The 17748-nt window shown below is 64.9% G+C and carries 19 protein-coding genes; 5 read left to right on the plus strand and 14 right to left on the minus strand.

The features are described 5' to 3' along the window. Positions 1-472, plus strand: a 472-nt coding sequence (locus tag GKO32_RS09895) for a zinc-binding dehydrogenase (RefSeq protein WP_154756514.1), incomplete at its 5' end; no start/stop codon positions are given. Positions 473-758: 286 nt separating this feature from the next. On the opposite strand, the gene GKO32_RS09900 is transcribed toward GKO32_RS09895, so the two are convergent. Then, positions 759-1403, minus strand: a complete 645-nt coding sequence (locus GKO32_RS09900) for a TetR/AcrR family transcriptional regulator (RefSeq protein ID WP_154756515.1) — start codon at positions 1401-1403, stop codon at positions 759-761. Positions 1404-1522: 119 nt separating this feature from the next. On the opposite strand from GKO32_RS09900, the gene GKO32_RS09905 reads away from it, so the two are divergent. The 3 genes from GKO32_RS09905 (at position 1523) to GKO32_RS09915 (ending at position 3911) form a co-directional block, all read left to right on the plus strand. Continuing rightward, on the plus strand, positions 1523-2302 hold the full coding sequence (locus GKO32_RS09905; RefSeq protein ID WP_154756516.1) for an SDR family oxidoreductase: 780 nt from the start codon (positions 1523-1525) through the stop codon (positions 2300-2302). Beyond that, positions 2299-2775: a nitroreductase/quinone reductase family protein gene (locus tag GKO32_RS09910; RefSeq protein WP_154756517.1), complete on the plus strand. Its 477-nt coding sequence runs from the start codon at positions 2299-2301 to the stop codon at positions 2773-2775. The genes GKO32_RS09905 and GKO32_RS09910 overlap by 4 nt, the downstream gene beginning before the upstream one ends. 89 nt (positions 2776-2864) lie before the next feature. Further along, the gene (locus tag GKO32_RS09915; RefSeq protein WP_312867772.1) at positions 2865-3911 is read left to right on the plus strand and encodes an aldo/keto reductase; all 1047 of its coding nucleotides are present in this window, start codon (positions 2865-2867) and stop codon (positions 3909-3911) included. A 14-nt stretch (positions 3912-3925) separates the two neighbouring features. On the opposite strand, the gene GKO32_RS09920 is transcribed toward GKO32_RS09915, so the two are convergent. The 11 genes from GKO32_RS09920 to GKO32_RS09970 all read right to left on the minus strand — a co-directional run bounded on the left by GKO32_RS09920 (position 3926) and on the right by GKO32_RS09970 (position 14269). After that, positions 3926-4783, minus strand: coding sequence for an amidohydrolase family protein (locus GKO32_RS09920; protein ID WP_166459467.1), 858 nt, complete (start codon positions 4781-4783; stop codon positions 3926-3928). 96 nt (positions 4784-4879) lie between these two features. Beyond that, entirely contained in the window at positions 4880-5884 is a 1005-nt protein-coding gene (locus GKO32_RS09925; protein WP_154756519.1) for a sugar ABC transporter substrate-binding protein, read from the minus strand. Between the two features lie 9 nt (positions 5885-5893). Continuing rightward, positions 5894-7408, minus strand: a complete 1515-nt coding sequence (locus GKO32_RS09930; protein ID WP_154756520.1) for a sugar ABC transporter ATP-binding protein — start codon at positions 7406-7408, stop codon at positions 5894-5896. Next, positions 7405-8403: an ABC transporter permease gene (locus tag GKO32_RS09935; protein ID WP_154756521.1), complete on the minus strand. Its 999-nt coding sequence runs from the start codon at positions 8401-8403 to the stop codon at positions 7405-7407. The genes GKO32_RS09930 and GKO32_RS09935 overlap by 4 nt, the downstream gene beginning before the upstream one ends. An 89-nt stretch (positions 8404-8492) precedes the next feature. Continuing rightward, positions 8493-8729, minus strand: a complete 237-nt coding sequence (locus tag GKO32_RS09940; protein WP_154756522.1) for a hypothetical protein — start codon at positions 8727-8729, stop codon at positions 8493-8495. Between the two features lie 73 nt (positions 8730-8802). Beyond that, the gene (locus GKO32_RS09945; protein ID WP_154756523.1) at positions 8803-10101 is read right to left on the minus strand and encodes a CaiB/BaiF CoA transferase family protein; all 1299 of its coding nucleotides are present in this window, start codon (positions 10099-10101) and stop codon (positions 8803-8805) included. Next, the gene (locus tag GKO32_RS09950; protein WP_166459468.1) at positions 10091-10549 is read right to left on the minus strand and encodes a Zn-ribbon domain-containing OB-fold protein; all 459 of its coding nucleotides are present in this window, start codon (positions 10547-10549) and stop codon (positions 10091-10093) included. Before GKO32_RS09950 ends, GKO32_RS09945 begins: the two co-directional genes overlap by 11 nt. A 19-nt stretch (positions 10550-10568) precedes the next feature. Continuing rightward, positions 10569-11753, minus strand: a complete 1185-nt coding sequence (locus GKO32_RS09955; RefSeq protein WP_154756525.1) for a thiolase C-terminal domain-containing protein — start codon at positions 11751-11753, stop codon at positions 10569-10571. 153 nt (positions 11754-11906) lie between these two features. Further along, entirely contained in the window at positions 11907-12890 is a 984-nt protein-coding gene (locus GKO32_RS09960; protein WP_154756526.1) for an NHL repeat-containing protein, read from the minus strand. A 27-nt stretch (positions 12891-12917) separates the two neighbouring features. Continuing rightward, the gene (locus GKO32_RS09965; RefSeq protein WP_154756527.1) at positions 12918-13463 is read right to left on the minus strand and encodes a cupin domain-containing protein; all 546 of its coding nucleotides are present in this window, start codon (positions 13461-13463) and stop codon (positions 12918-12920) included. A gap of 74 nt (positions 13464-13537) precedes the next feature. Next, positions 13538-14269 (minus strand): SDR family NAD(P)-dependent oxidoreductase, encoded by a 732-nt coding sequence (locus GKO32_RS09970; RefSeq protein WP_166459470.1) that lies wholly within the window; start codon positions 14267-14269, stop codon positions 13538-13540. 161 nt (positions 14270-14430) lie between these two features. Here GKO32_RS09970 and GKO32_RS09975 point away from each other — a divergent pair, with 161 nt between their 5' ends. Beyond that, positions 14431-15315 (plus strand): helix-turn-helix transcriptional regulator, encoded by an 885-nt coding sequence (locus tag GKO32_RS09975; protein ID WP_312867758.1) that lies wholly within the window; start codon positions 14431-14433, stop codon positions 15313-15315. Between the two features lie 26 nt (positions 15316-15341). On the opposite strand, the gene GKO32_RS09980 is transcribed toward GKO32_RS09975, so the two are convergent. Together GKO32_RS09980 and GKO32_RS09985 are read right to left on the minus strand one after the other, a co-directional pair. Beyond that, on the minus strand, positions 15342-16379 hold the full coding sequence (locus GKO32_RS09980) for an NAD(P)-dependent alcohol dehydrogenase (protein ID WP_154756529.1): 1038 nt from the start codon (positions 16377-16379) through the stop codon (positions 15342-15344). Between the two features lie 33 nt (positions 16380-16412). Then, positions 16413-17747 (minus strand): MFS transporter, encoded by a 1335-nt coding sequence (locus GKO32_RS09985; RefSeq protein ID WP_154756530.1) that lies wholly within the window; start codon positions 17745-17747, stop codon positions 16413-16415. Between the last annotated feature and the right edge of the window lies 1 nt (position 17748).

Consider the following 17748-nt stretch of genomic DNA (forward strand, 5'->3'; position numbering starts at 1 on the left):
CGGGTGCCTGGGCGGGGTGGGCCGGGCCGCCGTCCAGTTCGCCCAGACGCGGGGAGCCTCGGTCGCCGGCAGCTGCCGCGACACCGCGGCTGACGAGGCCCGCGAGCTCGGCGTCGAACCGGTCGTGGGTTTCGGCTTCGACCCGGCCGCCCTCGCGGGACGGTTCGATCTCGTCTTCGACACGCCCGGCATGCTTCCCTTCGCCGCGGCCCGAACGCTGCTGAAGCCCCGCGGAACCATCGTCGACATCGTCCCGACGCCGGCCAAAATGATCAGGAGCGCCCTGCCCGGGCCGTACCGGGCGATGATGGGCCGGCTGGTGACCGCGGACCTGGAGGAGGTGGCCCGGACCCTGCGCCTACCCGTCGCCCGTACGGTCCCGTTGGCCGAGGCGATTCAGGCCCTGACGGAGCTGGAGCGCGAGCAACGCCCGAAGGGCGGCAAACTGGTCATCGCCATGGCCGGAAGCTAAGCCGGGCCGAGCCAAGGGTGTCCCGTGACTGCTCTTGGTAGTGACCACTGACCGGGTGCTGGCCGCGCGGCGGTGGTCCCGCAGGATTTTCCTTTGCGGTCGATGGCGTTGAGATCTTCCTGCCAGCCCTGGTAGCCGCCGTCAGCCATCACCGGACGCCCGGGCCAGTTTCTGGTCGATCCGGCGGCGCCGCGCTGGGCCTCTGCACAATGGGGCTCGTCACAGCTGAGGGTGTTGCCGACGGCCTCGATTGCGTAGGCATGGGCTCCTTTGGTCGCGGCGGGACTCAGTCGTTGGTGGACGTCCCTGGTCCGGTTGCGGCGTACCGGGCGGCGATGGTGCGGACGGCCTCGTCGACTACCTGGGCGACGCGTTCGGTGCTCACCTCCCAGCCGGGCACCAGGAGTGTCGGCCAGAAGACGTAGTTGGAGATCATGCCCAGGAACTGGGTGGCTGCGAGGTCGGCGTCCTCGACCCGCACGGTTCCCGCCTCGTGCTCGGCCAGGAGGTAGCTGCGTACGGACTCGAAGTAGGGCATCTTTCCGTGCGAGAACTGCGCATGGGCCAGCTCGGGGAACCGTGGCAGCTCGGCGATGACGATCCTGAACAGGTCGGTCATCTGGGCACGGCCCAGCAGCTCGGCGTAACGGCGACCGATGATGCTGAGTCCGTCGACGACGTTGCCTGCCGGCGGGGGATCCTCCTCGTCAGCGGTCGACCATGACTCGGTCACGATGGCGTCGAACAGGGCAGCTTTGCTCGGAAACTGCTTGAACAAGGTGGCCCGCGAAACGCCCGAGCGCTCCGCGATCCGCGCCAGCGACGTCCGGTCGTAGCCCAACTCGAGAAACAGTGCGGTCGCGGCCGTCACGATCAGCGCGCGCTTCTCCTGGGCGATGCGCTGGTGATACGTCGTCACAGCCCTGCTCATGGGCCGAGCATACGAGGTGAGTGGCTTGACTCGCCACTGCCCCCAACCTAGTGTCGGGAGTGGCGAGTCACCTGACTCACCACTGACCGCTGTTCACCCATGTACCGAAGGAACATCTGATGCCCCGCTTCGACAACCAGACCGTGCTCGTGACCGGTGGGACCGGCGGTCAGGGCTCGAGCCACGTGCGCGCCTTTCACGCGGAGGGAGCGAACGTGGTGATCGGCGGCATCGACGTGCAACGCGGCGCCGCTCTCGCCGACGAGCTCGGGACCCGTGCTCGCTTCGCCCGCCTCGACGTCACCGACGAGAGCTCGTGGTCCGCCGCTGTGCTAGCCGCCGAGAACGCCTTCGGCGCCCTGAACGTGCTCGTCAACAACGCGGGCGTGCAGAATCCGCCAGCGACAATCGAGAACACGGAGCAGGCCACGTGGTCGCGCATCCTCGACGTCAACCTCACCGGGACCTTCCTCGGCATCAAGGTCGCAGCTCCCGCTCTACGCCGCGCGGCAGGGGGAGCCATCGTCAACATCGCCTCGATCATGGGCCTGGGCGGCACGGCTCACTACGCGCCGTACGTCGCCGGCAAGTGGGCCGTGCGAGGGCTCACCCGAACGGCAGCACTCGAACTCGGCCGCGACCACATCCGGGTAAACACCATCCACCCCGGCGTGATCGCGACCTCCTTCATCCACGAACCAGCAGCCGGCGCCACCGCGGCAATCGCCGACTTCTACTCACCCGAGCCGTTCGCTATCCCCCGGCTCGGGGAGCCGACCGACGTCACCCGTCTTCTCCTGTTCCTCACCTCATCGGACGCGTCGTTCATCACGGGGTCGGAGTACGTCATCGACGGTGGCCTCCTCCTCGGCCCCGCCCTTCAGGCCGAGACCGCATGAGCACTCCAGACACGACCGGGTCGAACGACTCCGCACGGGACGCGTCTTTATCCCACCTGCCCGATTACATCCGGCGAGCCATCGAGATCACCCCCGCCGCAGGCACCAGAGAACGGATCATCGACATCACGACGCTAGGGCGCCGCACCGGCCGGCCACGCCGCATCGAGATCTTCTTCTACCGAGCGGCGGGCACCACTTACCTGTGTAGCGGCGCCGGCGGTGCCGCGACCGACTGGCATGCGAACCTTCTCGCCAATCCCACCTTCACCTTCCACCTCAAGAACGGGATCCGCGCAGATCTGCCCGCACGGGCCACGCCTGTCACCGACCCAGCTGAACGTCAGGCCGTGCTGGCGGAGATCGTCGCGGATCTCAATCAGCCCCACGACCCCGGCACCATCCGGCCGACCCGGCTCGAAGACTGGGCCGACAGCCGGCTGATGCGCATCAGCTTCCCCCATCGCCCGTGATCGCGAGGCAAGACTCACCGCTGAGGCCCGGACGCTGCATCGTCGAGGCCACTGTGCCGATGCCCGGACCGTCGTACTACCGTCCGGCTGTGGATTATCGCGGTCTTGGTCGTACCGGCATGCAGGTGAGCCCGCTGTGTCTTGGGGCCATGATGTTCGGAGCCTGGGGGGAACCCGACCACGACGCCTCGGTGAAGATAATTCATCGCGCGCTCGACGCCGGTATCAACTTCATCGATACGGCTGACGTCTACTCACTCGGCGAGTCGGAGGTCATCGTCGGCAAGGCGCTGGCTGACGGGCGCCGCGATGACGTCATTCTGGCCACGAAGTTCCATGCCCCGATGGATGTCGCATTGGGCCAGTCCGGCGGGGACCCGAACAAGCGTGGCAACTCCCGCCGGTGGATCGTGTCCGAGGTCGAGAGCAGCCTGCGGCGGCTGAACACCGATTGGATCGACCTTTACCAGGTGCACCGTCCCGAGGACGGAACCGATGTGGAAGAGACGCTGGCCGCGCTGACCGATCTGCAGCGCCAGGGCAAGATCCGGGCATTCGGCTCCTCGACCTTTCCGGCGCACCAGATCGTCGAGGCCCAGTGGATCGCCCGCGACCGGAAGCTGTCGCGCTTCGTCACCGAGCAGCCGCCGTACTCGATTCTGGTCCGGGGCATCGAGACGGACGTGCTGCCGGTGGCTGAGCAATACGGCATGGGCGTATTGCCGTGGAGTCCGCTGGCCGGCGGCTGGCTGACGGGGCGCTATCGCAAGGGCGAAGATGCGCCGCAGTCCCATCGCGCGGCCTGGAGGCCGGGCCGGTATGACCTGTCGAAGCCGGACAATCAGGCCAAGCTCGACGCGGCTGACGCGTTGGCGGTGCTTGCGGATGAGGCCGGAATTCCGCTGATCCACCTCGCTCTTGCGTTCGTTCTTCAGCATCCGGCGATCACTGCACCGATCATCGGACCACGGACGTTGGAGCAACTCGAATCGCAACTCGGTGCGGTTGACGTGACCCTGTCCGGTGATGTGCTCGACCGAATCGACGAGATCGTGCCGCCCGGTATCACACTCTCACGGGCCGACACCGGGTACATCCCGCCGGCGCTCGAGGACGCGAGCCGGCGTCGCCGGTAGTGCGAATGAACTTCCTAGGTATTCCAGCTCAGTAGCCGTCGGATGGTGCCGCCCAGCAATTGCTCCTTGACGTCGTCGGTCAACTCTTCGGTATCCCGAATGAAGTTCACCGCGTCGCTGTACAGACCAAACCATCCCGCCCTTGGTCCGCGCTCGACCGAGCGCGGCGCGTAACGCATGCGGGTGAAATCGCTCCCCCACATCACTCGGTTGGCACCGAATGCATCGATGACCTGATGCACGTAAGGCCAGACGTCGGTGAACGGGAACGGAGAGCGCGCCAGCGTAGGAACACCAGTGAGCTTCAACGCGACGTTGGCGAACCGTGCCATTTCCAGTACTTCGGGCAACCGTTCCCAAGGATCGTCCGGGACGACGCCCGGCTGCTGGTCGAGGCCCACGTGGTCTAGCACAAAGAGAAGATTCGGGTGGTTGCGGACCACAGGGGTGAGATCCGAGGGCAGGTATCCGGCCGCCTGAATGAACATGGGAACATTGTGTTTTTCCGCAACGTCATACGCCGGTTCGAATCGGCCCTCGATGAAGTCTTCGGTGAGCTTTCCGTCTACCCAGCTTCTCGCGATGGTACGCAATGCCAGCATGCCGGGACGATTCCGATAGCCGCTCACGAAGTTCGCTACCTCTGTATCGTTTGGATCGAAGGTCAAACAGCCCGCGAATCGATCGGGGTAGGTTTCGATCGCGAACTCGCAATACGCGGCGTTGCCGGTGTGAATCAGCGCGGCATCCACTCCCACGGAGTCCATCGCCTCACGGGCAAGCTCGCAACTCAACGCGATCTTCGAGTCCTCACCATAAACCCACGGAGTCGCCGGGTCCGGCGGATGTATTTGGGCGTCGACAATTTCCACTACAACCTCCATCCATAACGGAACGCCGCACGTCCGCCCCGGATCCGGCCGAGTTGCCGGCGGGAGCCCGGTATCGGGCTCCCCCCAATCCCACGTCTAGGAGGTGCAGCGCGCCGTCGGCGGAACCCACGAGTTGATGTCCGCCTTGGTGTAGGAGGTATAGGACAGCGTGGGGTTCGTAATGGTCTGGCCGGCGATGGCCTGATCCATCAGGCCCACCAGAGCCTCGCCCCACTCGTACGACTTGTTGTCGACCATGATGCTCAGCGTCCCGGCGCGCACATCCGCAGCCACATCTGGCGACGCTCCGACTCCGACGGTGAACACCTTCGTGCCAACGGCGTCTCCCTGGGCGTTGGCGGCCTGCGCAGCAGACGAGGCCGTGGCACCAGTAATACCCCAAATGATGTTTGCCTGCGGGTACTTCAGCAGCAGGCTCGACGTCTTGGCTTGAACGTCAGTCGCAGCCAGGGTGAGGCTGTCCTCCTCACCGAGGATCTGGATACCGGCTTTGCCCGCCGCCGCCCTGAATGCGTTTTCACGCGGCGTTACGCCGGCAACCGCCGGCGGTCCCCCGATCATGATGGCCTTCGCACCCGACGGAATTGCCTTCATGATCGCGTCTACAGTCGCCTGTGCGACCGCACTCGGATCCTCGCCGACGTTGGTTGCGTTCGGCGGGGACGCGTTCGGTCCGGCGTAGTCGATGACCGGGACACCCTCTCCATGCGCCTTCGCGTAAGAGGGATACATCGCCTGCTGATTGACGGGGTTGGCGATGATTCCCTTCGCGCCTTGAGTCAGCGCGGTATCGAACTGGTTGATCTGCTTGCCCTGGTCAAAGCCGGCGTTCAACGACACGATCGTGTCGCCGTCCTTCTTCGCGGCACACTGCATGCCCAGGGTCACCGACTGCACGCTCGGGTCAACCAGCGGCTGGAGGTAAGCAATCTTGTTGCCGTGCTGCGTGGCCGCGCTGCTGGATCCGCTTGCGGTCGCCGCCGTATCGGCAGCCGAACCACTTGAACCGCACGCCGTGATAGCTGACATCAGGGCGGCCAGAACTGCCATGTACCCGACGCACGCGAGTTTCATCATCATTGATGCTCCTCATGGTTTGTCATCCCGCGCGGCACCTTGCCGGCTCGGGGCCGTACCGATAATTGCCCGCCCGATATCAACGGCGTCCGAACCGCGGGGGAACTCCTCAACGACACGTCCGGAGCGCAATGCGATGATCCGGTCGCTGAGGCCAAGGAGTTCGGGCAGCTCAGACGCCACGAGCACAATTGCTGTGCCTTGCTCTGCGAGCTCGTGAATGAGGTCGTAGATCTCGCGCTTCGCACCGACGTCGATACCCCGCGTCGGCTCATCGAGCAGGAGCACTCGTGGCACCGCTTCCAGCAAACGACCGAGCACGATCTTCTGCTGGTTCCCACCCGACAGCGTGCTTGCGGCGAAGCGCGAGTTCGGAGCCTTCAATCGGATCCGCGCTGTCATCACTTGCAGGTGCCGATCTGAGCGGGCACCCGAGGTAAGCCGCGCGAGTCCGCGCCTCGTCGGGTCGAGCAAGCTTGCGTTCTGACGAAGAGATTGACTCAGCGCCAAGCCCTGCCGCCGGCGATCCTCGGGGACCAGGCCGACGCCGGCCCGCATCGCATCAGCGGGATTGCGCGTACGTATGCGGCGACCCTCACAGGCGACCAAACCGTGACGAGGCCGCAGCCCATAGAGCGACTCGAGCAGATTGCTTCGCCCGCTGCCAACCAGTCCAGCGATGCCTACCACTTCGCCCGCGCGAACGTCGAGTTTGAACGGTTCGCCGTCTTCCCGGTTTATGACACCCTCAGCGCTGAGGACTACCGGACCCTGCTGAGCGGCCGGGCGGAAGAACTGGTCACGGATGCTTCGGCCGACCATCAATTGGACGATGCGATCGGTGTCGAACTCGTCAAGCGGCGCAGTCTGGATGTGCTCTCCATCGCGCAGGACCGTGACGCTGTCACAGATGTCGAATACCTCGGCCAAGCGGTGCGTCACGAACAAGATTGCCGAGCCGCGATCGCGCAGCCTGCGGATGACGGCGAAGAGGTGCTCGACGTGATCCTCCGTCAACGACGCGGTTGTCTCATCGAACGCGATGATCCGGGATTCCTGCGCGATGACTCGAGCGACCTCGACCAGGTGCTGTCGATCCTGGGAGAGGTTTCCGACCCGGGTTCTGGCGTCGAGCCCGAGCCCCCACTCGTCCAGGAGCCGCTGGGCGCGGTCGACCACTCGCCGCGTCTGCATCCCCCGAAGCGATGACCGCCTACGCTGCGCGAGGAACATGTTGTCGGCGACACTCATGCCGGCACAAATCTCCGGAGACTGACCAACGATGCCGACACCAGCGAGCTGCCGGCCACGGATGTCCCTTGGTCGCAACGGGACCTGGTTGGCCGAGACCAACCCGCTGTCCTGGGCTACCTCACCGGCCACGATCCGGATCAGTGTGCTCTTCCCGGAACCGTTCTCTCCCAGGAGTGCGCGTACCTCCCCCGCCGGCACATCAAGGGAAACCCCACGAAGGGCTCGCACGCCGCTAAAGCTCTTGACGATCCCCTCGAGCTGAAGCCCGGTCATGCGCGTTTCCGCAACAACTCGAGTCCGACGGCGGCGATCAGCACGGCGCCGGTCACAACGCCTTGCCAGAATGTAGCCACGCCGATGAGGTCCAGGCCGTTCTGAACGATGGCAACAAAGGTGACACCGAAGAAGGTCCCGGTGAATGTGCCCGCTCCGCCTTGAAACGATGATCCACCAAGCAGAACGCCCGCGATCACTGAGAGTTCGAACCCGATGCCCGCGTTCGGGTCGGCAGAGGCCCCCCGGCCGGCGAACAAGATCGCTGCCAGGCCGACAGTGAGTCCGCTGATTGCAAAGACAATGACTTTGACTCGGGCGACAGGTAGCCCTGCGAGGCGCGCGGCTACCTCGTTACCACCGACCGCGCGAACCGCGTTCCCAAACTCCGTACGTGCCGTCACCAGTGCGCCGAGCAGTACGACCAGGAGGGCCACAAGAAACGGGACCGGGAACCCGCCCGCGGTCGAGTTGCTGAGCCAGCCGACAATCGACGCACCGGACTGTCCGAGGTCACTGGGCACGCCGTTGCCCGGGAGTTGCGCGATGGAACGGAAGATTGCCTGCATCCCGATCGTCACGACGAAGAAGGAGAGGCCGACCTTGCCGACGAGGATTCCGCTGGTAAGCCCTGACGCAGCGCCGGCGAACGCGACGGTCAGAACCACGACCACGATTCCGGGTAGGCCGGTGCCCATGAGGCCGGAGAGCACGATTATGGCGAGCGCCATGAGTGACCCGATGGACAGATCGACGTATCCCAGGGTGATCAACATAGTGGCGCCGGCCGCCATGAGCAGCACGGGCGACAAGCCCGTGAACAACGTCTGAAGGTTGCGCTCGGTCAGGAACAGGCTCTGGGATAGCGAGAGAACGACTACGAGGCAAGCCGTCGCCACGACGATCCCGGCCCACGGCGGCAGGGCGCTCAGCCGGGCTCGCGCCCCGGCACCACGAGGACGCGAGGGCTCTCCGGTGATCTTCGTCGCCGCCACCGGGTCAGCGGGATTTGTGGTCGGTTGCACGGTCTTCTCCTCATGCACACTATCCAGGGGTAGACGATGGGATCACTCGACCTTGCCTGTCAGTCCGACGACGGCAGTGGCTTGGTCGGTACCAGTTCGAGGGGATTCCCGTTGGCCAGCACGGGAAGCCCTCCCGGGGCCGTACACAGGACCTCGAGTCCACCGGTCGGGTCCCAGTAGCGACGTCCCATTTCCAGGCCGCCGTTCGTGGCTGGCTCGCCACCGTCCACAGCGGACTCCCCCATGGGTTGTCCGCCGCAGGTCAGGTCGGTGTGCACGGTTGGGGCCCGTACCACGATGACTCCTGTTGAGTCGACTTTGCTGTAGAGGGCTCTTCCTGGAGCTAGTTCCACGTGTGTGTCTGCCTTTCTAGCGGTGATCGGGGGCGGTTTGTTCGGTGCGTGCGCGTCCGGCCGCGGACTCGAACACCGCCCCGGATCGGACCAGCTCGTCGAATTGGCCCTGCTCCATGCCCAGGATGTTCGCCAGTACCTCTCGACTGTGCTGGCCCATCTCGGGCGCTGGTCCCCGCACGGAGGCGTTGGCGTCGGAGAACTTGAACGGTGGCTGGACCATCGTGACCGGACCGAGCCCGGGATAGTCAACCTCGCCGAAGGTGCCTCGCTCAGCGAAGTAGGGGTGGTTCAGCATGTCCATTTGGGACAGGACCGGTGCACAGAGAACGCGCTCGGCGTCGAACAGGGTCAGCGCGACGTCCCGGGAGGGCAACGATTCCAGCCACTCCTCGATGGCGGCCACCACGTCGGCAGTATGGACGACCCGGTCTGCGTCGGTGCGGTAACGCGGGTCATCGATCATGTCCAGCCGGCCGATGAGCTGCGCCACCCGCCCCCACGGACTGTCCGGTCCTTCGCCGTAGGCCTGAATCGAGAGGTATCCATCTTTCGCCTTGAGGGGGCCCATCGGGGATTGGTAGCTGTTCTGGGCGCCATTTCGGGCCCCGAGTTGTCGACCGGTCATCGCGGTATAGGGAAGCGACGTGCAATCGAGGTATGCGACGGATTCGACCATGGCGAGGTCGACGTACTGGCCTTCGCCCGTCGTGTTGCGGCCCACCAGCGCGGCAAGAATCGCCGACACGCCCACCATGGAGGTGATCGTGTCCGCGATCCCGCCACCGATCGCGTACGGGTAGCCATCACGTTCACCCGTCAGCCAACTCAAACCACTCATCGCCTGCGCAATGGGATCCGAGCACGGCTTTGTCGTATCCCCGTTCAGGCCCGCCTGCCCGAAGCCACTCATCGAACACATCACGATCCGGGAGTTGATGCGCTTCAACTCCTCATACGTCAGACCAAGACTCTGCATCACGCGGGGTGTCATGTTTTCCACGACCACATCACAAGAGGCCACCAGTTGCCGGATCAACTCCAGTCCCTGCGCGGACTTCAGGTTGATCGCCAGGCTCTTCTTGCCCGCATTCACGTGCGCGAACAACTGGTCACTCTGGTTGTCCGCGAGCATCCGATCACGACGAAACCTCGTGCCATCGGGATCGAATTCCTGCCCGTCAAAACGTTTCCGCGGCCACTCGACATGGATCACCTCCGCTCCCAGGTCGCACAAAACCCGGGTACAGAACGGCCCGACAGCCGCCAAAGTAAAATCGAGAACCCGGATGCCGGCCAACAGGTCAGTGCTCATCGTTTGCCTTCTCACGATCGGAATAAGACACCGGCCGGAACCGGGGCACGGTCACATCGTCGGAGACGTCGTCCCACACAACCTCGACCGGGAGACCGGGCCGTAACTGGTCGTTGTCGATATCGAGCACATTGCTCGTGATGAGCGCACCACCACAGTCATCGAGTTCGATGACTGTGGTGTTATACGGCACCGCTGACGCCGTCCCGGCCTGGATCGCACGAGGCGTCACCGTCCATGTGTAGACCCGCCCCCGCCCCGCCGACTCGACCCACGTGGTCTCCCACGACTGGCAGCAATGACACAGTGGAACAGGCGCAAAACGATACTCACCACACCGCGCGCACTGCTGCACCACCAACCGATGCTCCCGGCACCCCTCCCAGAACGGCAGCGTGTCCGGATCATCCACGCGCGGCCGGGCCATCTGTTCATCAAAGATCAGCACAATGGGATTCCTTCCCCGCTCACCGCGGCTCATTCGCCAGAATCAGCGCACTGGACGGCATCGCACCAGGACCGGCCGTCACCAGACAGGTAGACGCCCCCGCCACCTGCGAGGTCGACGTGCCACGCAACTGCCGCACACCCTCGACCAAATTGTTGAAGCCGTGAATATAGGCCTCCGCGAGCCCACCACCCGCCGTATTGATCGGAACCTCACCATCAGGCCAGCCAACACTGCCCGACTCAACAAACGGACCACTCTCACCCCGGCCACAAAAACCAAAATCCTCCAGTGCCATCATGCCCTGACCCGTGAAAGTCTCGAAAATCTGCGCAACATCCATATCGCTGGGGCCCAGCCCGGCGCGACGATATAGATCCTCAGCAATCTCGACAAAACCAGCCGTATTGAAACGCGACTGGTGCCGCACCTGCGTGTACAGATGATTCGAGGGACCACTACCCTCCGCCGCCGCCACCACAAACGCAGGCTTATGCGGCAGCCCTGCCGCCCGCTCCGCACCGGTGATGACCACCGCACAAGCCCCGTCAGCCTCCTGAGTACAGTCATACAAACGGTAAGGATCAGCCACCACCCGACTCGACTGATGATCCTCCACAGTAATCGGCCGACCATAATGAATCGCATTGGGATTACGCTGCGCGTTCCGATTCTGATTCACCGCATACGCACCGAACTGCTCACTCGTCGTACCGAAATCAATCATATGCCGCCGCGCATGCATCGCATAGAACTGCGCCGGGACGGTGACCCCGAACGGGAACAGGAAACTCTTCCGGAAGAACCCGTTGTCATCCTCGGCACTGATCTCAGGGCTATTCCCAAGGTAAAGCCGCCCACTCAGCGACCGGTAGGCGACCACCGTGTCCGCCACCCCCGCGTGGATCGCCATGGCTGCGTGGTGGACCACGCCGGCCAGTCCCTCGCCACCGCCCGGATAACGGTCCATGAACGTCGTCTTCTCGACGCCCAGCGTCTCCGCCAGGGTGTAGGGATCAGTGGACTCCACCCCGTAGGTCACGAAACCATCGACATCTGTCGGCCGCACGCCCGCATCCGCGCACGCACCCAGCGTGGCTTCAATCGCCAGAGAGAACGCGCTGCGACCACTCGCTCCAGGCTTCGTGAACGCCGTCTGACCGATCCCGACAATGGCCACCTTGTTTCTCAAAGCCCAACTCATCTCGCCCACCCCATGTCTACCAGCGTCAAAAACAAACCCCTTTCCCATGGCGGCAGGCCGAATACGGAGGGCCGATAGAGGTCAAAATCTGCGCCCTCGCCACAGAAATTGTCGCCTGGGTGCAACGCGCGATCGCCGAACGAAAAATTGACGCTAATGCAGGCGGACATATTTCACCACCCGCTTGCCGTCGACGTTCCGGTTGACATATACCGACCCGCTCGAGTCGACCCAGAGATCGTGACCGCCGAAGAGTTGATGGCGCCCACTGGAAATCGGCCCGTCCCCGGCGTCCAAGCGCGCCAATACCCCGCCGTCCTGGTCGAGGATCGTACAGACCGACGGCCCCGCGCACTCGGCGACGTACAGCCTCCGATCGGCGCTCATGAACAGGTCACAGGGCATCATGAAATCGGGCCAGATCTCGAGTGGCCGGCCGTCCGGACTGAAGACCTGGATCCGGTCGTTCTCGCGGTCCGCGACGTAGACTCGTTCTTCGTCGGCCCAGATTCCGTGCGGCAAATGCAGCTGCCCGGCGCCGCCCTTTCCTGGTTCGCCGAACGACGAAATCAGCTTGCCGTCGGGAGCGTAGCGATGGATCCGGGCGTTCCCGTAGCCGTCGCTGATGTACACGCTGCCGTCAGGCGCCACCGCGACATCGGTCGGCAGGCACATCGGCGGATGCGCGCTCGGCGGGGGCGCGTCGAGCCATTGCAGCTGCACGCCGTTCCAATCCGGATTCGACGCCACGTCACGAAGCCCGAAAGTCTGAATCAACCGCCCGTCCAGATCGCACTTGAGCACGACGTGGCAGGCAAGGACGCAGAAGTAGAGGTTCTGCTCCTCGTCGATGAACAAGCCGTGGGCACTGCGCAGGACTGAGTCGGTCCAGGCATGTGGGTGACCGAGCGGGCTGAACAACGCTTCGATGACGTCGTCGTCCCAGGCGCGCAGGAAGTCGCCATCGGCATTCAGCACGATCATCGGATGATCGGAACGGTTGTAAAGGTAGACGTTGTCGGCGGCATCAGTGACGATCGCGGCTTGGCCGAGTACCCAACCGTCCGGAAGTTTCGCCCAGTCGTCGTGGATCTCGAACTGGAATTCACCGCTACCGGTACGAGAATATGTCACCATGAAACCTCCAGCCTGCCGATTCGTCGGCTAGGCGAAGTCGTCGTGGTCAACACCGATAATGACGGCCACCATAACCGCCGGCACGTCGCCGTTATTGATCCACCGGTGCTTTGTCCCATTCTGGATGATCGTGTTGCCTGCCTTCACGGTCTTGCTGGCGCCATCGTCGAGTTCGAGGGTGAGCTCCCCGGACAGGACCATCATGAGGTCGATGCTGGCCGTCTTGTGCATCCCGGCGCCTTCGGGAAAATCAGCATCGAAACCGTAACGCATCGGCCGCCGCGGAGTAAAAGTGCCCGACGCCGGCTCCGGCACCGGGGCTGCGCCATTCGGCGGCGTCGTGATCTTCAAAAAACGAAACCCGCCCGTGCGCGGGAAGTACTCGTCTTCAACGGCAGGCTCAGAACCGTCGTCCGGCAGGTGTACACCTTTGTAGTCGCCGGCCCAAATCTGGTAAATAATAGGGCCACCACCCCCGTCGTGCTCAAGTTCCACGTCGCTGGCAAAAACAGCCTTGCCCTCCGCGTTGTGACCAGTAGCTACTCGTCTTATCGTCATGTTGAGCTCCCTCATGCGCTGATCGACACCACGGCGCCGCACGACTCGGTCTCGCGCCGACGCCGAGATCTCCCGGACCGGGACAAGTACTAGGTATGAGCGCCACCATTGATGTGCAAGACGGCTCCGGTAATAAATCCGGCGCGCTCTGAAGCGAGGAACTCGATCGCATCAGCGACTTCTTCGGCCGTACCCATGCGGCCCATCGGATTCCCGGCTGCCCTGGCCCGAATGGCCTCGGTTGCCGCGGCCAGCATTGGTGTATCGATAGCGCCCGGGGCCACGACGTTGGCCGTAATGCCCAACGGACCCACCTCTCGGCACAACGACTTGGCGAATCCGATCATCGCGGCCTTCGCCGCCGAGTAATGCGGACTCGTGCCGCCCGTGGCTGCCATCGAAGATACGAGAACAATACGACCGTAGTGATGGGCCGCCATGAAATCGATACACGATTGAGCCACATTGAATGCGCCCCGGGCGTGTACGGCCAGCATACGATCCCACTGCTCGGACTTGATATCCCGAATTCCCAGGAAATCCTGATAACCACCGGAGGCCACGGCGACGTCAATGCGCCCGAAATGCGCGCCGGCCGCGCCGATCTCGCGGGCGACCTCATCCGCATCGGCAACATCGAATTGATGCGCCTGTGCGCGGCCACCGGAGTCGCGGATCACAGCGGCGGTTCGTTCGGCCGCCTCACCATCGAGATCACAGACCGCGACCCGCATGGTTCGAGCCAACGTCAAGGCCGTCTGGCGGCCGATACCGCTGCCGCCACCGGTGACGACGGCAACCCGGTCGCTTGAGTCGCTCATGCCACACCGCGTAGGGAGATCGCCCCGGACGGGCTTACGATAACCGTGGTGTCTGTCATGGCTCACACGATGACCCGTGTTCATGGGCGGGCGGGAGCTACTGCTCTTCCCGGTAACGGCAGTACCTCCCAGCACGCCGCCGCACGACCTATGGTGGTCGTGTGACCGACCGCGCGAGGAATGAGCACGCCGACGAGGTGCGGGAGTTCCTCAGTAGCCATCGCGCCCGCATCACGCCTCAGCAGGCAGGGCTGCCTGCCCTCAACGTGAAACGACGGGTAACCGGGTTGCGCCGGGAGGAGGTGGCACTGCTGGCCGGCATGAGCATCGACTATTACATCCGTCTTGAGCGCGGGAACTTGAGCGGCGTCTCGGACTCGGTGCTGGACTCCTTGTCCCACGCACTCCAGCTCGACGATGCCGAGCGGGCCCACCTTTACGACCTGGCCCGCGCGACCAGGGCGTCCGAGCGCCGATCACCCGCCGCGAGCGGGCGGATCCGACCGGTGGTTCTGCGGATGCTCGACGCGATGATCGACCTGCCGGCCTTCATCCACAACGGGCGGTTCGACATCCTCGCCGCCAACTCTCTCGGCCAGGCTGTGCATGCCCCGGTCTACGATTCCCCGTTGTTCGCGCAACGTAGTCCGGTCAACATCGCGCGGTTCCTGTTCCTCGATCCTGGTTCCGCCGTTTTCTGGCCCGAGCGGGAGAAGGCGGCCAGCGACACGGTCGCGTTCTTGCGCACCGAGACCGGCCGCTCGCCGCGCGACAAGGGCCTGACAGACCTGATCGGCGAGCTCTCCACCAATAGCGCCGAGTTCGCCCAGCTATGGGCCAGGCACGACGTGAAATTCCACCGCTCCGGCGTGAAGCAACTCCACCACCCGGTCGTCGGGGACCTGGCCCTGCCCTACGAAGCCCTCGATCTGCCCGCTGACCCCGGGCTCCACATCAGCGTCTTCTCGCCCGAGCCCGACTCACCCGCGCGCCAGGCGCTCGACCTTCTGGCCAGCTGGAGTGCCCCGGCCCGGCACCTCAAGTAACACCAGCAGGGGTGGTATGACCACCGTCAGGCAGACGGCACCAGGATGGCGCGGCCCCGCACCCGGTTCGACGCGAGGTCTTCGAACGCCTCTGCCGCCGCGTCGAGCGGGTAGCGCCGGGTGTGCAGGGCTACCTTGCCGGATTCGGCGAGCGCCATCAGCTCAACGAGCTCGCTGTAGGTACCGACCATGTTCCCGACCACGTTCTTCTCCTGGCCGACCAGGGCCATAGTGGGGATCCGCAGCTCGCCCCCATACCCCACCACGAACAGGGAGCCACCCGCGGCGGTCATGGACCACGCATCGCTTTCCGCGCCCTGCTCGGCGACGAAATCGAACACGACGTCCGCGCCCTGCCCACCGGTGAGATCCAGGACCGCGTCAACCGGGTTGTCACCGTCAGAACGGACGCTCGAGTGCGCGCCGAGTTCGGCGGCGAGTGCGAGTGCGTCCGGGTCCCGATCGACGACGATGATCCTCGTCGCGGTCAGCTCAGCCAGAACCTGGATGCCGATGTGCCCGAGTCCGCCGGCGCCCTGAACGACCGCCGTGCTGCCGGGCGGCAGCAGCGGGATCGCCTTACGCACCGCGTGGTAGGCGGTGAGCCCGGCGTCGGCCAAGGCGGCGACCTCCGCGGGCTCGGTGGTGGCATCGAGGCGGACACACGCCCGCGCACTCGTGCGTACGTACTCGGCCATCCCACCGTCCTGATCGGACACTCCGGGGAACGTACCGGCGGCACACCCCATGTCCCGGCCCGACCGGCAGGCCAGGCACTGCCCGCAGGACGGTTGCGGATGCAGGATCACGGTGTCGCCGACCGCGACATTGGTGACCCCGGAGCCGACCGCCTGCACCCAGCCGGCGTTTTCGTGCCCCAAGGTGTAGGGCAGCCGGGGGTTCATCGCCCCGGCCCACTGTCCCTCGATGATGTGCAGGTCGGTCCGGCACACCCCGGCGCCCCCGACCCGGACGATCACGTCCAGCGGACTCGCCAGGGCCGGATCCGGCACTTCCTCGATGACGGGCTGCTTGTGGTAGTCGTGCAGGCGTACAGCCTTCATTGGCGCTCCTCGCGGGTGACGATTGTGAGCGGATCAGGGCAGCGCAACGGGTTCGCCGGTTTTCGTGGCCGACCGCGACGGCCGCCGGGACGTGGTGGCCGCGAAGGCCGCTACCGCAGCCACCACCAGGGGGACGACGAGCAGACCGAACAGAGACCGCGGCGACCACGAGTGGTCAAGCAGCACGCCGGCCAGCGCCGGCGCCGTCAGTGCGCCGACGCGCCCAACGGCCAAGGCCCACCCGACGCCCGTGGCACGCACGGAAGTGGGGTACATGCCGGGCGCGAGAGCATTGAGCCCGTTGCCGCTGGCGTTGATGAACATCCCGACCGCGACCGCGGCTGCCAGCGCGGCGGCGACCGCACCGAGGAAGAGGCTCATCGCAAGGAACGAGACTCCCGCGGCCAGGAAACACAACACCGTCAGCACGCGCAGCGACACCTTGAGCGCGAGCGCGCTGAACATCAGGGTGCCGGCCATACCGCCCAGGTTGAGCAGGAGACCCGCATTTGTGCCCTCTCCGGCCGAAAATCCGCTCTGCTGCAGCAGCAGCGGTGTCCAACTCGCGGCGAAGTAGAACCCGGCCATCATGACGAAGTAGGACAGCCACAGCAGTGCGGTGCGCACCGCGTCTCGGGTCAGCAACGTCGTCACCCGCACCCGGGCTTCGCTCGGGTCAGGCTCGGGCAGAGTGTCGATACCCGCCAACCGCATCCTGGCCAGCAGCGCGTTGACCTTGCGCAGCGCACCTTGTGGCCGGCGGCTGATCAGGTAGTCCAGCGACTCCGGCATCGCCACGGCCACCGCGAGCACCATGACCGACGACAGCACCGCGCCCACGAAGAAGGTGCCGCGCCAGCCGTACTGGTCGACCACGAGTGCCGCGACCGCGCCGCCGAGCACCCCGCCCACCGGCAGACCCGTGCCGTAGAGCGCGATCATCGTGCCGCGCAGGCGACGCGGCGAGTACTCGGTGATGACCACGGGCAGGCCCGCCACCATCCCCCCGATACCGAGCCCGGTCCAGAGGCGGGATCCCACGAGCATCGCGAAACCGTCGCTGAAACCGGCCACCGTCATCCCGGCAGAGCACATGATCAGGCAGATCAAGGTGAGCGGCCGCCTGCCGATGCGGTCAGCCAGCGGGGCGAGCACCGCCGAGCCGACTGCCATCCCCACGAGCCCGCTGCTCAGCAGCACACCCACCTGAGAGTCCGACAGGCCCCAGTCGTGCGCCACACCCGGCGCCGCGAACGACATCACCAGGACGTCGAAACCCTCGACGAGGTTGATGACGAGGCAGAGCACGACAACCGTGACCTGGAACCGGCTCATTCCCGCGCGATCGATCGCATCACGAACCGACATG

The organism is Amycolatopsis pithecellobii, from assembly GCF_009707865.1.
Lineage (GTDB): Bacteria > Actinomycetota > Actinomycetes > Mycobacteriales > Pseudonocardiaceae > Amycolatopsis_E > Amycolatopsis_E pithecellobii.

Bases quoted from the DNA above. Each gene is read 5' to 3' on its own strand.
- GKO32_RS09955 (WP_154756525.1), bottom strand. From the start codon at position 11,753: ATGAGTTGGGCTTTGAGAAACAAGGTGGCCATTGTCGGGATCGGTCAG.
- GKO32_RS09945 (WP_154756523.1), bottom strand. From the start codon at position 10,101: ATGAGCACTGACCTGTTGGCCGGCATCCGGGTTCTCGATTTTACTTTG.
- GKO32_RS09985 (WP_154756530.1), bottom strand. From the start codon at position 17,747: ATGTCGGTTCGTGATGCGATCGATCGCGCGGGAATGAGCCGGTTCCAG.
- GKO32_RS09905 (WP_154756516.1), top strand. From the start codon at position 1,523: ATGCCCCGCTTCGACAACCAGACCGTGCTCGTGACCGGTGGGACCGGC.
- GKO32_RS09965 (WP_154756527.1), bottom strand. From the start codon at position 13,463: ATGAGGGAGCTCAACATGACGATAAGACGAGTAGCTACTGGTCACAAC.
- GKO32_RS09970 (WP_166459470.1), bottom strand. From the start codon at position 14,269: ATGAGCGACTCAAGCGACCGGGTTGCCGTCGTCACCGGTGGCGGCAGC.
- GKO32_RS09900 (WP_154756515.1), bottom strand. From the start codon at position 1,403: ATGAGCAGGGCTGTGACGACGTATCACCAGCGCATCGCCCAGGAGAAG.
- GKO32_RS09910 (WP_154756517.1), top strand. From the start codon at position 2,299: ATGAGCACTCCAGACACGACCGGGTCGAACGACTCCGCACGGGACGCG.
- GKO32_RS09925 (WP_154756519.1), bottom strand. From the start codon at position 5,884: ATGATGATGAAACTCGCGTGCGTCGGGTACATGGCAGTTCTGGCCGCC.
- GKO32_RS09930 (WP_154756520.1), bottom strand. From the start codon at position 7,408: ATGACCGGGCTTCAGCTCGAGGGGATCGTCAAGAGCTTTAGCGGCGTG.
- GKO32_RS09980 (WP_154756529.1), bottom strand. From the start codon at position 16,379: ATGAAGGCTGTACGCCTGCACGACTACCACAAGCAGCCCGTCATCGAG.
- GKO32_RS09960 (WP_154756526.1), bottom strand. From the start codon at position 12,890: ATGGTGACATATTCTCGTACCGGTAGCGGTGAATTCCAGTTCGAGATC.